Below are 12,026 nucleotides of genomic sequence, written 5' to 3' on the forward strand. Positions count from 1 at the left end.
GACTCAGCCCGTCTTCGAGGGGTGGACGACCTGCCACTCCTGGTCGTCGGTGTTGGTGCAGTCGAAGAGCGTCAGCTTGGCGTCGACCCCGCCGTCGCTCATGCCCGCCACGTCCAGGCACTTGTTGTCACTGGCGAAGTTGCGGATCCAGTAGGCGCCGCTGTCCTGCTTCTGGATCCACCACAGCTGGTTGTCGCCCGTCGTGGTGTTGCAGGTGAACTCGGTGATGGGCGTCGTGACCGGTGCGGCGCCGTTGTAGGGCAGGTCCATGCACAGCTGGTCCGTGACGTTGCGGATCACGAAGAGCGGCACCCCGCCCGGACCGCCCTTGGGGTCCGACACTTCGAGGTTCCAGATCTGGTTGTCGCCCGTCTCATTGCAGGTGGACTGCTGGACAGGACCGTTGAGTTCGCCCTTGCCGTGCCCGGGGAGCTCCGCGCACATCTTGGTGGTGGTGTTGCGCAGCATGATGTCGGTGGCAGGCACGATGGGTTTTGGGGCGGGCTTCTTGGGCTTGGCCGGTGCCCCTCCACCACCTCCGTTCCCGCCTCCGCTCCCGTTCTCGCGGGGCTTGTCGGGGGTCGGCGCCGGGTTGGCGGGGGCGGGCGGCGCCGAGGGCGGGGGGCTGGGCGCGAGGGTGTTGCCCGCCTGCTGGGTCTGCTCCAGGGCGCTGCTGCGCACCTGCGGCTTGTAGGCGATCCACAGCATGACGAAGGTGATCGCCAGGGCCATGAAGAGGCCGACGCAGGTCGCCAGCCAGCGCGGCAGGACACCGCGCTGCACATAGGTGCCGTTCACCGGGGTGGGCTCGGCGCCCGAGCGGCGGACGGCCAGGGTGAACGGCCGCTCCTCCTTGGAGCCGAACCAGATGATCCGCCGCGGCCTGAGCACCGCGTCCACGAACGCCGCCCGGCCCGGCTCGATCTGCAGCGAGGCGGGGCGGACCTCGTACGTCAGGTGCTCCCCGGTGTCGCTGCCGCCGACCGACGCGGTCAGCTTGGTGTTGCCGAGGTTGTCCACGGCCAGGCGCGGCCGTCCCCGCCACCGCCCCTTGACCGTCACCGGCACCAGCTCCGCGCGCACTTCGCTGAACGGCGTGACGGTGAGGTTCCCCTCGGGAACGGTCACCGCGTGCGGATGCTCGGTGGGAGTGATCCGTACCGCGTACGGGGTGGGTCCGGCCGTCGCGTCCGGGGTGCGCGGCGGCGCGAACGTCAGCTCCACCGTCCCCGTCGTGCCGGGGTAGAGCCGCAGGGAACGTGGCTCCACCGTGGTCCAGGGCGCGGGTCCGCCGACGGGTTCGAAGTGGTACTCGTCCACCACGTCACCGGTGTTGCGGACACGCAGGCGCACGCGGGTGGTGCTGCCGGGGTCGACGGTCGCGGACGCGGGTTCCAGGGAAGTCCAAAGGCTCACACGGCGAAGCTAGGCCGAACCCGCCGTGCTGTCAGGAGCCGTTCGGACACGGTGAATTGCCCGGTCCGACCCGCCGGCCTGCCCTCGCGGCCCGGCGCACGCGCGGGGCCGGGGCCGTCTCACGCGCCGCCACCGCCGGGCAGACTCAGATCGGGGGCCTGGCCGTTGGCCATGCGCTTGCCGTTCGCCGCGGCACTGCGCTCGAAGGAGTCCCTGGGGTCGGAGACCTTCGCCCCCGCCTTGTTGGCGGTGCCCGCCACCTGCCCCATGGCCTGCTGGTAGACGTGGTCGACCTCGTGCAGCATGGTCTCGTCGTCGAGCTGCGTCTCGCTGGAGACGATGTGGGAGCCGGTGGTGTAGGCCCGGGCGCCGAACGCCTCGGCCGACCGCTGCGCCACGGGCTCGTTGTGCATCAGGACATGGCCGAACTTCATCGGGTAGTGCGCCTCGGCCGTCTCGATGATCCGCGAAGGCAGCCGCTTGCCGGGGGTGGAGGTCGCCTCCGCTATCGAGTCCATACCGGGCTCCACCTCGGCTTTGTGGTCGTGGTCGTGATCATGGCCGTGGTCGTGGGCGCTCTCGGGCACCGCCATGCGCCGCTGGACCGGCGCCTGCGCCGCGTCGGTGTGGCCGCAGCCCGGTCCGTGCGCGTGCCGCTGCGCCTCGACGGCCTTGGCGAACGCGGCGTTCCCGGCCAGCCGCTGGATCTCCGGCGCCGACCGTCCCGGTGTCTGCGGCAGGCGCGCGGGGCGGCCCGGCGCCCGCTCGTCGCCCTGCTGGCTGCGGCTTCCGTACGCGTGCACGGCGCTCCCTCCCGGGTGGACGTGTGGACCGTCCACCCTGCCGCGGGAGCTCGGGCACCGTAAGGGCATCGGGGGCAGCGGCGGGGGCAGAATCCCCGGCGGCCGTGCGCTCGCGCGGCCCCGCGCCCGTACGCCGCCGCCCGAACGTGTCCTTATGGGCACCGCAAGGGGCAACGGCCCTGCCCCCGTCCCGGCACCTGGGGCCGTTTCGACACGGGCACCACTCGCATCAGAGTGAAGAGAGTCCTGTCTCGTACCCCGAGGAGAGCAGAGCATGCCGTCCTATCTGTCGCCCGGCGTCTACGTCGAGGAGGTGGCCAGCGGTTCGCGCCCGATCGAGGGTGTGGGCACGTCGGTCGCCGCCTTCGTCGGGCTCGCCCCGACCGGACCGCTCAACGAGCCGACACTGGTGACCAACTGGAGTCAGTACGTGGCGTCCTTCGGCGACTTCGCCGACGGTTACTACCTCGCGCACTCGGTGTACGGGTTCTTCAACAACGGCGGTTCCGCCGCCTACGTGGTCCGTGTCGGCGGCTCGGCCGACGGCGCCGCCGACAGCCGCGCCGAGGCGTCCGGCCCGGCCGCCGTGCGGGGCGCCGCCGCCCCGGCCGCGCTGCCCGCCGCCGAGCCCGCGCAGCTCGGCACGTTCGCCGTGACGGCCACCGCCACGGGCACCAACGGTCCGCTGAGCGTCGAGGTCGCCGATCCCGAGGGCGAGGGCCCCGCCGAGCGGTTCAAGCTGATCGTCAAGGACGGCGGCAAGCCCGTCGAGACCTTCGACGTCAGCGCCAAGAAGGGCAACCGGGCCTACGTCGTCACGCAGGTCAAGGAGCAGTCCAAGCTGATCACGGTGACGGAGGCGGCGCCCGCGGCGCAGCTGGTCCGGCCGGACAACCAGACCGTGGCGCTGGCCGCGCCGCCCGCTCCCGAGCCCGTCGCGCCCGTGGAGAACGTCCCGGACGAGGCCGCCCACCCCGGCCCGGCCCACTACCTCGGCGACTCCGCCGACCGTACGGGCTTCGGCGGGCTGGAGGCCATCGACGAGATCTCCATGGTCGCGGTCCCCGACCTGATGGCGGCCTACGAGCGCGGCGCGATCGACCTGGAGGCCGTCAAGGCCGTCCAGCTCGGACTCATCGCCCACTGCGAGCTGATGGGCGACCGGGTCGCCATCATCGACCCGCCGCCCTCGCTCAACGCCCGCCAGATCCGCGTGTGGCGCCAGGAGACGGCCGGTTACGACTCCAAGTACGCGGCCCTGTACTACCCCTGGATCAAGACGTTCGACCCGGCGTCGGGCCGGTCCCGGCTGATTCCGCCGAGCGGTCACGTCGCCGGCATCTGGGCCCGCAACGACTCGGAGCGCGGGGTGCACAAGGCTCCCGCCAACGAGGTCGTGCGCGGTGCCGTCGACCTCGAACTCCAGATCACCCGCGGCGAGCAGGACCTCCTCAACCCCATCGGCGTCAACTGCATCCGGGCCTTCCCCGGCCGCGGCATCCGCGTCTGGGGTGCCCGCACCCTCTCCTCCGACCCGGCCTGGCGTTACCTGAACATCCGCCGGTACTTCAACTACCTGGAGGAGTCGATCCTGATCGGCACCCAGTGGGTGGTGTTCGAGCCGAACGACCACAACCTGTGGGCCCGGATCCGGCGCAACGTCTCGGCGTTCCTGGTCAACGAGTGGCGCAGCGGCGCGCTCTTCGGCCAGAGCCCGAGCGAGGCGTACTACGTCAAGTGCGACGAGGAGACGAACCCGCCGGAGTCGGTCGACGTCGGCCGGGTCGTGTGCGAGATCGGCATCGCGCCGGTCAAGCCCGCCGAGTTCGTGATCTTCCGGCTGGCGCAGTTCTCCAGTGGCAGCGGCGAGCTGGAGGAGTAGCCCCGGCACCGGCTCCGGTGCTCCTCCCGCAGCGACCCCTCCCACTTCTTCCGTAGAAGGACAGCGAACAGATGTCTCTCCAGCCGGGTGACTCCCTCACCTCACACAATTTCGGGCTCCAGATCGACGGGGTGATGGTCGAGTACCTCGCCGAGGTCAGCGGCCTCAGCCTCGAACAGGACGTCATCAAGTACCCGCAGAACAACGGCGCGACCGGCAAGAACGAGATCGCGCTGCTGCCGGGTACGCAGAAGGACGGCCAGTGCACGGTCGTGCGCGGCATGACCCAGTCCTCCTCTTTCACCCAGTGGATCAACGACTCCATCAACGGCCGGATGGCGACGGCGCGCAAGAACGCCTCGATCATCCTGATGGACTACGAGGACAACCCGGTCAAGCGCTACAACCTGCGCAATGCCTGGTGCAGCAAGATCGACGCGAGCGCCGTGAAGGCCGGCGAGGCCGCCGCACTGACCGAGACCGTCACCATCGTGTTCGAAGAACTGGTCATCGAATAATGCGGCGTTCCACCGCCTCGCAGTCGGGCGCCGCTCCCCGAGCCGCGGCGGCGGGAGTCGGCGACCCCCAGCCGACTCCCGTCGTCGCACCCCCCGCGCCGGAACCGGTCGCCGTCCGGGAGGAGTTGCGCACCGAGTTCCCCTTCGAGCTGCCGCGCGGCTACGTGGACGACTCCGGCACGGTGCACCGGGAAGGCGTGATGCGCCTCTCCACCGCCCGGGACGAACTCGTCCCGCTGCGCGACGTGCGCGTCCAGGAGAACCCGGCGTACCTGTCGGTGGTGCTGCTCGGCCGGGTCATCACCCGGCTGGGCACCCTGTCGATGGTGCACGACGGGATCGTGGAGAACATGTTCGCCTCCGACCTGGCGTTCCTCCAGGACTTCTACCGGCAGATCAACGCGGAGGGCCACACCCGCGCGGCCGTCAGATGCCCGCACTGCTCGGAGCCCTTCGAGGTGGAACTCGGCGGGAGCCGCCTGGGGGAATCGTGACGTACGCGACCGACCGGCTGCACGAGGAAATCGCGTACGTCGCCTACCACTTCCACTGGAGCCTGGAAACGATCCTGGACATGGAGCACCACGACCGCCGCCGCTACACGGACCAGATCGCGTCCCTGGTGGCGCGCGGCGCGGGGGAGGGCTGAGCAGTGGGAATCCTGGACCGGCTGCGAGGCCGTCGGGACGAGCGGGGGGAGGGCACCGGCACGGCCGGTGCCGGCCCGGTCGCCGCCGTGCCCACGGGCCCCGGCCCGCGCGCGGCGGACGCCGTGACGGCCGCGCCCGCCACCGTCGCCGCCTGGCCGCAGCTCCCGCCGATCCAGCGGGTGACGGGCGGGACGCGCGCCGGGGTCGCGGACGCCGGGTTCGGCGGCCGTCTGCCGACGTGGCAGAACCCGTCGTTCATGGGGGCGCCGTCCCCGGCCGTACTGGACCCGGCCGCGAGCGGCGGTCTGCTCGCGGCCGGATTCACCGCGCCCGAGCGGCAGCCCGGCGCGGCGGGTGAACAGCCCGTCCGTACCGGGTCGTTGGGCTCCAAGGCGGCACCCGTGGCCCAGCGCATGCCGGTCGCGCCGCTGCGCGCGATACCGGCGGCGACCGGGACCCCGGCGCCGCCGCCCCCCGGCGTGCCCACGGCCGCCGGGGCGGGCGCCGCGCCCGTAACCCCGGCCAGGGCGTCGTCCGCACCGGTCCAGCGGGCCGCGCGACCGGCCGCGTCGGCGGTGGGAGCGAAGCCGTCAGGGGCGCAGGTGAACGCGCCGGTCCGGGGTGACCGGGGTGTTCGGGTGACCCCCGTGTCGTCCGCCCCGTCCCGGCCCCGGCCCTCGCTGACGCAGGCGCCGACCGGGGCGACGGCCGTGCAGCGACGCGCCCTGCCCGCCACCCGTCGGACGACGGACGCGCCACCGGCCTCCCCGGTGGCCGCGCCGTCGTCCGGCGAGAGCCGGACCGGCTCCGGCGACGCGCCCTCGGCCGGTCCGTCCGGCGACCGGGGGCCCGCGTCCGTTCCGGCCGCACGGGCCTCCGCCGCCGAGCGGCCGGTCCCTGCCACTGCTGTCTCCCCGGCTGCCCCGGACCGTGGCGCGGCTGCCGGGCACCCGGTGCAGCGTTCCGCGTCACCCCGGCCCCCGCAGGCCCCACAGCCTGCGTCGGCCCCCCAGTCTTCGCGCGCCCCGCAGCCCCCGCAGGTGCGCCCCGAAACGACGGCCGGTGCCGCGCCGACCCCCGCGCCGGGAACGACCCCGGTGCGCCCGCAGGCGAGCGCCGACGCCGCCGACTCGCGCGGCGCGGGGTCAACTCCCGCGCCCGGTACGGCCGCCCCGGCGCGGACGCGGCCCCAGACGGCGACTGGTGCCGCCGACTCGCCCGCCAACGCGCCAGCTCCCGCGCCCGGTACGGCCGCCCCGGTGCAGCGGGCGACGACCCCGCCGCCCGCTTCGGCACCCGCCACGCGTGGATCCGGCCCTTCGGCCCAGCCCGGCGCCACTGCGGCGCCCGCCACGCCGACCGGTGCGAGGCCCGCTGACGCCCCGGTGCGTCGAGCGGCCCGGACGCACGGGCCCGAGCGGCCCGCGCCCGTCGAGCGGCCGAGCCACACCGAGCAGCCCCGATCCGTGGAACGGGCCGGTGCCACCGAAGCCGTCCGGCCCGCCGGACGTTCCGGGGCCACGGAGGGTGTCGGGTCCACGGGTGCTGTGCCCGGCACCCGGTCTGCGCCGACGCCGCACAGCGCGTCGGCGAGCGTGCCCGCGCCCGGCGTCGGTGGCGAGCGCCCGTCGCCCGCTTCCCGCAGGGGGACCGCGACTCCGAGCGGCAGCCGCCCCGAGCCCGCGAGCACCACTGTTTCCCGGGCTGTGGAGCGTTCAACTCCTGCTCTGGACAGTCCTGTTGGCCAGGCTGGTGGCGCGGCCGTCAGCGGTGGGGCCGGTGACGGCGGTACCGCAGTCGGCACGCCCAGGCCGTCCGCGACGGTCCAGCGGTCCGTGTCCCCGCGGAAGTCCACCGCCGCATCCAGCAGTGGTGGTGCCCCCGGCGCGCCCCGGAATCCCGACGCCCCCCGGCCGTCCGGCAGCATCCGTACGCCCGAGGCCCCCCGGTCGCCCGCTGCCCCGCGCACGTCCGGCGGCTCCCGTACGTCCGGTGCCGACCGGGCCCCTGGCGCGGCCCCGGAGTCGGCCACCCCTGCCACGCCCCCGACCACTCCCGCCCCCGTTGTGCAGACCGGGGACGGTCAACTCGCCCCGCGGAAACCCCTCGCGGCGCCGCGCCCGCCCACCCCCGGCCGCTCGGCCGACGCGCCGAGGGCAGCGGAGGCCGTCCAGCGGCAGACCGCGTCGCCCGGCCGACCGCAGGCGGCGCGGACCTCGGCCGCCCCGCCCTCCCCGGCTGCGGCGAACCAGGAGCACTCCGCACCGCGGCCGACGGCTCCCCGTCCGACCGCGGCGCCGGTGCAGCGCTCCACCGCGAGCCCGGCCGCCGTGCCGGTCGCCCCCGTGTCCGAGCCGATGAGCCCCGGGCGCATGGGCCGTGCCCCGACTGCCGCAGAGAGCAGGGAACTTCTTGTCGCCTCCGTGGCACCGCCGGTCCAGAGCTCGCTCCCGCAGGCGGCCTCCGCCTCACCTTCCGCTCCGGCGGGGGAGCGGTCCGGTGCTGCGCGCCCGGCCGGCGACGCGGTGGCCACCCGCCCGGTCCAGCGCAGCGTCTCGGCGCCCCGGGTGGGCCTGGGCGCTCCCCTCGCGTCGGCGCCGACCGGCGCGAGCCCCGCCCGGACCGTTCCGCACGCCAACCCGGCCCCGGCCGCCCGCACTTCGGCCGCCCCGGCCCCGGCCGGTCCCGCTGCTCCGGCTCCCGCCCAGGCCCGGCGCTCTCCGCTCGGTGCGCCTCTCACCGCCGCGCCCGCCGACAGCCTCCCGCTCGGTGCCCGGAGCGCGCCGTCCCCCGTCAGCCGTGGCTCGGCGCCGGTACAGCGGGCCGCCTCCACGACGTCCGCGGCGCCCCCGTCCTTCGGCTCCGCCACCACAGGACCGGGTGGGTCTCCGTCGCCGCAGGCTCCCGCCTTCGCGCCCGGTGCGGCGCGCTCGTTCCCGCCCCCGCCGCCCCCGGCCATGCCTCCCGCTCCCCCCGTGGGTCCCGTCCAGCGCGCCCCGCACACCCCTTCCGTGCCGCCCAAGGCGGCGCCCCTCCTGCGCCCCGCCGCCTCCGGCAGTGGCGCGGGCGGCCGGGCCCCTCTTGCCGTCACCGCTCTCACTCCGCCGACGCAGCGCACGCCCGCGCTGCTCCCGTCCGGCCCGGCCGCGCCTGCGACGGCTCCGACGAGGGCACCCGGCAACCCGGGCGCGCCCGCCGTCCAGCGCCAGCTCGGACAGACCATCGGCGCTCTGGCCTCGGCCGTTTCGTCGACCGTCGGCAGCACGTTCGCGCATCTGCACCGGCCGTCGAACGGCCAGTCCGCGAGCGGGCGGTCGAGGCACGACACCGCCGAGCAGCTCCCGGCCTACAGCCCGCTGCCGCCCGGCGGCGCCCCGCCGGGGTACCCGGCGCGTCCCGTAGAAGCGTCGGGGACGCCGGAACCGCCGCCCGGATACACCGAAGTGCCCAAGGGGGCGTTCAACCCCCGTGAACTCACCGAATTCCAACTCGACGAGCTGGTGCACCGGATCAGCGGACGCATCACCCGTCACATCCGTACAGAGCTGCGCCTGGACCGCGAGCGGATCGGCCGACTCCGCGACACCCGCCGCTGACCGGCGGCGACGCACCACCACAAGACAGAAAGGCGCATCCGATGTCCCGTCAGGACCCGGGTTCCACCATCTGGTTCAGCCTCTCCATCGACGGCGAGAGCCTGGGCTACTTCAACGGGTGTGACGGGCTGTCCTCCCAGGTGGAGATCGAGCACCGGCAGGAGGGCGGCAACAACGGGTTCGTCTGGGCGCTGCCCACCCGCGTCACCTTCTCCACCATCCGGCTGACCCGTCCGCTCACCCCGGACACCACCAAGGTCGCCAAGTGGATCTCGTCCGTGCAGACCGGGGTCAAACGGCCCACCGCTCAGATCGCGGCCCTGCGGGCGGACGGTTCGCAGGTCGCCCGCTGGGGGCTGATCGACGTCCTGCCCGTCAGCTGGACGGGGCCGACCCTCGACCCGGCGAGCCCGGCCGTCGCCACGGAGGTGCTGGAGATAGCCCACCACGGCTTCACCGACTGACGGCGGCCCGCAGGCCCACAGGACGAAGGACCGCAGAGGAAGACCACATGCCGAAGAGCAAGGGCGCGGGCAAGAGCCTGGTACGCGCCACCCTGGCCATCCACGAACCCCCGCTCGGCACCAGCACCACACCCGGTGGACTGATCGAGACGTTCAGCTTCGAGTTCAACCCCGCGCAGCTCTCGATCAGCCGCCGCGCCCAGTGGAAGGTGACGCCCACGGCGGCCGTGCGGGACGGCTCCAAGCCGGAGTTCATGGGTCCCGAACCCCGGGAGATGACCGTCGAGATCTTCCTCGACACCTCCGAGGAACCGACCGAGAAGACGGTCCTGAAGAAGGTCGACACGCTGCTGAGCTGCTGCGAGACCACCGACCTGAGCATCGACGCGGACCAGCCGTCGCCGCCCTGGGTGGTCTTCGAGTGGGGGTCGTTCTCGACGGCCCGGTTCACCGCGTACGTCTCCTCGGTGGAGGCGGCGTACTCCCTGTTCAGCACCACCGGTGTGCCCATCCGCGCCATGTGCCAGATGCGTCTGCACGAGATCCCCTCGAAGGTGAAGCGGCAGAACCCGACGTCGGGCGCGCTCACCGTGCAGCGCGTGCACCGGGTCGTCGCCGGTGACACGCTCCAGTCGCTGGCGTGGCGCCAGTACGGGGACGCCAACGCCTGGCGGGCGATCGCCGAGGCGAACGGCATCGACGACCCGTCGCGGCTGGGGTCCGGGGCCGAACTCATCCTGCCCGCGGCCGAGGAGGTGCGTCGCTGATGTCGCCCACCGCCTTCTCCACCGTCCTCGACGTCACCTTCCGGGGCAAGCAGCTGCTGCCCGACATCGCCCCGCTCCTGGTGGGCGGCACGGTCGACCAGGGCGCCGGCGTGCCCGCCGCCTTCCGGCTCACCTTCCGCGACCCCGGCCGGCTGGTCCTGGCCAAGATGAACGTGCAGTTCGGCACCGAAGTGGTCATCACGCCGATCGCCGACGGCCAGGGCAACGGCGTTCCCCTGCTGACCGGCGAGGTCACCGCCATGGAGGCCGACTACGACGGCGGCGGCACCTTCACCGTGATCCGCGGCTACGACTACGGGCACCGGCTGATGCGCCAGCGCCGGGTCATGGCGTACCGCAACCAGCTCGCCTCCGACATCGCCCGCACGATCGCCGGCCAGAACGGCGTGCGCATCGGCCGCATCGAGACGACGCAGACGCTGTACGAGTTCCTCAGCCAGCCCAACGTCAGCGACTGGGACTTCCTGGCGCGGCTCGCCGACGAGAACCAGATGGTGATGTCGCTCGACTCCAAGGGGCGGCTGAACTTCGTCAAGCCGAAGCCGTCGTCCGGGGCGCCCTCGCCCAACGCCGACAGCGACCAGAACCCGTTCGTGCTGCGGGCGCGCCGGGACATCCTGCGGCTGCGCGCCGCCGTCACCGCCGCCGACCAGGTCAACCAGGTCGAGTCGCGCGGCTGGAACGTCACCACCAAGAGGAAGATCAAGGAGACCCAGCGGATCAGTACGGACGCGAGCATCGGGATCGGCATCGAACCCGGCAAGATCGCGCGGAAGTTCGCGTCCGCCAAGCTCGTCCAGACCGAAGCGCCCTACGACACGGTCAGCGAGGTGCGGCACGCCGCCAAGGCCCTGGCCGCCGACGTGACCTCGTCCTTCGCCGAGGTGGAGGTCGTCGTGCGCGGCAACCCCAAGCTGCGCCCGGGAGTGCCGGTGGCGCTGGCCAAGGTGGGCGAACCCTTCGAGGGCAAGTACACCGTCACCTCCGTGCAGCACATCTTCGGCGACAACAAGCACTACGAGTCCCTGGTGACCGTCACCGGCCGCCAGTGGCGCTCGATGTACGGACTGGCCTCCGGCGGCGGGGGAGGGGAGGCCGCCCGGCTGCCCGGTGTGGTCAACGCCCTCGTCACCGACGTCCAGGACCCCCTGGAGCAGGGCAGGGTCAAGCTCACGTTCCCCTGGCTGGACGACAACTACGTCAGCGACTGGGCGCGCGTGGTGCAGTGGGGCGGCAAGGGCGGCGGCGGCATCTTCCCCATGGACGTGGGCGACGAGGTGCTCGTCGGCTTCGACCGGGGAGCCCTGGACCACCCCTTCGTACTGGGCGGGCTCTACAACGGGCGCGACGAACCCACCCCCAACGACGCCCCCTTGCACTACGGGCTGAAGAAGCAGGCCAGCAGGCACACCGTGTCCGACCGCAAGGGCAACCGCGTGGACCTGCTCAGCCAGCAGACCGGCATGCGCAGACAGGGTGTGCGGATCGCCACCGGAAACGACCGGCTGACCATCAACCTCGACCGCACCAAGACCGAGATCACCGTGGACAGCGCGGGCGCCGTCAGCATCAAGGGCGGGCGCTCGGTGTCGGTCAGGGCGGGCACCGACCTGACGCTCAGCGCCGCCCGCAGCCTGACCATCAAGAGCGGCGGGCCGCTCAACATCCAGGGCGGCAGCACGGTCAACATGCGTGCCGGGGGCGCGATGGCCCTGAACGCGACGGGTGCCGTGGTCGTGGACGCCGGGGGCCTGCTGAACCTCATGGGCGGCGCCAGTGTGCAGGTCGGCGCCGCCCTCAACACGACGATCAAGGCCATGAACACCATGATCGTCTCCCCGACGTTCGAAGTGACCACTTTCCCGGTCGTGGTGCCGCCCCCGTGAGCGGCCGTCGGGCGAGGAGTTCT

12 protein-coding genes are annotated in these 12,026 nt (G+C 73.3%); 8 read left to right on the forward strand and 4 right to left on the reverse strand.

Annotated elements, in window-relative coordinates; genetic code table 11:
- Positions 1-3 precede the first annotated feature (3 nt).
- Positions 4-1,416, reverse strand: coding sequence for an RICIN domain-containing protein (locus tag AB5J87_RS33485; protein WP_369382390.1), 1,413 nt, complete (start codon positions 1,414-1,416; stop codon positions 4-6).
- Positions 1,417-1,535: 119 nt separating this feature from the next.
- Positions 1,536-2,219: a DUF4157 domain-containing protein gene (locus AB5J87_RS33490; protein WP_369382392.1), complete on the reverse strand. Its 684-nt coding sequence runs from the start codon at positions 2,217-2,219 to the stop codon at positions 1,536-1,538.
- A gap of 274 nt (positions 2,220-2,493) precedes the next feature.
- Between AB5J87_RS33490 and AB5J87_RS33495 the strand changes: the two genes are divergently transcribed.
- The 4 genes from AB5J87_RS33495 (at position 2,494) to AB5J87_RS33510 (ending at position 5,268) form a co-directional block, all read left to right on the forward strand.
- On the forward strand, positions 2,494-4,101 hold the full coding sequence (locus AB5J87_RS33495; protein ID WP_369382395.1) for a phage tail sheath subtilisin-like domain-containing protein: 1,608 nt from the start codon (positions 2,494-2,496) through the stop codon (positions 4,099-4,101).
- Positions 4,102-4,172: 71 nt separating this feature from the next.
- Positions 4,173-4,619, forward strand: a complete 447-nt coding sequence (locus AB5J87_RS33500) for a phage tail protein (protein WP_369382397.1) — start codon at positions 4,173-4,175, stop codon at positions 4,617-4,619.
- Positions 4,619-5,113, forward strand: coding sequence for a hypothetical protein (locus tag AB5J87_RS33505; protein ID WP_369382399.1), 495 nt, complete (start codon positions 4,619-4,621; stop codon positions 5,111-5,113). Before AB5J87_RS33500 ends, AB5J87_RS33505 begins: the two co-directional genes overlap by 1 nt.
- Positions 5,110-5,268 (forward strand): DUF6760 family protein, encoded by a 159-nt coding sequence (locus AB5J87_RS33510; RefSeq protein WP_369382401.1) that lies wholly within the window; start codon positions 5,110-5,112, stop codon positions 5,266-5,268. Before AB5J87_RS33505 ends, AB5J87_RS33510 begins: the two co-directional genes overlap by 4 nt.
- Here AB5J87_RS33510 and AB5J87_RS33515 read toward each other — a convergent pair.
- Both AB5J87_RS33515 and AB5J87_RS33520 read right to left on the reverse strand, forming a co-directional pair.
- Complete coding sequence (locus AB5J87_RS33515) at positions 5,217-6,173, reverse strand: hypothetical protein (RefSeq protein WP_369382403.1); 957 nt, start codon at positions 6,171-6,173, stop codon at positions 5,217-5,219. The two genes, AB5J87_RS33510 and AB5J87_RS33515, sit on opposite strands and share 52 nt — an antisense overlap.
- A 1,179-nt stretch (positions 6,174-7,352) precedes the next feature.
- On the reverse strand, positions 7,353-8,138 hold the full coding sequence (locus AB5J87_RS33520) for a hypothetical protein (protein ID WP_369382406.1): 786 nt from the start codon (positions 8,136-8,138) through the stop codon (positions 7,353-7,355).
- A gap of 106 nt (positions 8,139-8,244) precedes the next feature.
- Between AB5J87_RS33520 and AB5J87_RS33525 the strand changes: the two genes are divergently transcribed.
- Genes AB5J87_RS33525 through AB5J87_RS33540 form a run of 4 tightly spaced genes read left to right on the forward strand, consistent with a single transcriptional unit; the run spans position 8,245 to position 12,003 of the window.
- Entirely contained in the window at positions 8,245-8,865 is a 621-nt protein-coding gene (locus tag AB5J87_RS33525) for a hypothetical protein (RefSeq protein WP_369382409.1), read from the forward strand.
- Between the two features lie 41 nt (positions 8,866-8,906).
- Positions 8,907-9,329, forward strand: coding sequence for a phage tail protein (locus tag AB5J87_RS33530; RefSeq protein WP_369382412.1), 423 nt, complete (start codon positions 8,907-8,909; stop codon positions 9,327-9,329).
- Positions 9,330-9,376: 47 nt separating this feature from the next.
- Positions 9,377-10,096 carry a LysM peptidoglycan-binding domain-containing protein gene (locus tag AB5J87_RS33535; RefSeq protein ID WP_369382415.1) on the forward strand — a complete coding sequence of 240 codons (720 nt, stop codon included), beginning with the start codon at positions 9,377-9,379 and terminating at the stop codon, positions 10,094-10,096.
- Positions 10,096-12,003: a VgrG-related protein gene (locus AB5J87_RS33540; RefSeq protein WP_369382417.1), complete on the forward strand. Its 1,908-nt coding sequence runs from the start codon at positions 10,096-10,098 to the stop codon at positions 12,001-12,003. Before AB5J87_RS33535 ends, AB5J87_RS33540 begins: the two co-directional genes overlap by 1 nt.
- Positions 12,004-12,026: the final 23 nt, after the last annotated feature.

The sequence above is a fragment of the Streptomyces sp. cg36 genome (genome assembly GCF_041080675.1).
In the GTDB taxonomy this organism is placed as follows: Bacteria; Actinomycetota; Actinomycetes; order Streptomycetales; family Streptomycetaceae; genus Streptomyces.

What these genes read in the sequence shown, in the direction of transcription:
- AB5J87_RS33500 (WP_369382397.1), top strand. Translation starts at nt 4,173, where the DNA reads ATGTCTCTCCAGCCGGGTGACTCCCTCACCTCACACAATTTCGGGCTC.
- AB5J87_RS33530 (WP_369382412.1), top strand. Translation starts at nt 8,907, where the DNA reads ATGTCCCGTCAGGACCCGGGTTCCACCATCTGGTTCAGCCTCTCCATC.
- AB5J87_RS33495 (WP_369382395.1), top strand. Translation starts at nt 2,494, where the DNA reads ATGCCGTCCTATCTGTCGCCCGGCGTCTACGTCGAGGAGGTGGCCAGC.
- AB5J87_RS33505 (WP_369382399.1), top strand. Translation starts at nt 4,619, where the DNA reads ATGCGGCGTTCCACCGCCTCGCAGTCGGGCGCCGCTCCCCGAGCCGCG.
- AB5J87_RS33535 (WP_369382415.1), top strand. Translation starts at nt 9,377, where the DNA reads ATGCCGAAGAGCAAGGGCGCGGGCAAGAGCCTGGTACGCGCCACCCTG.
- AB5J87_RS33540 (WP_369382417.1), top strand. Translation starts at nt 10,096, where the DNA reads ATGTCGCCCACCGCCTTCTCCACCGTCCTCGACGTCACCTTCCGGGGC.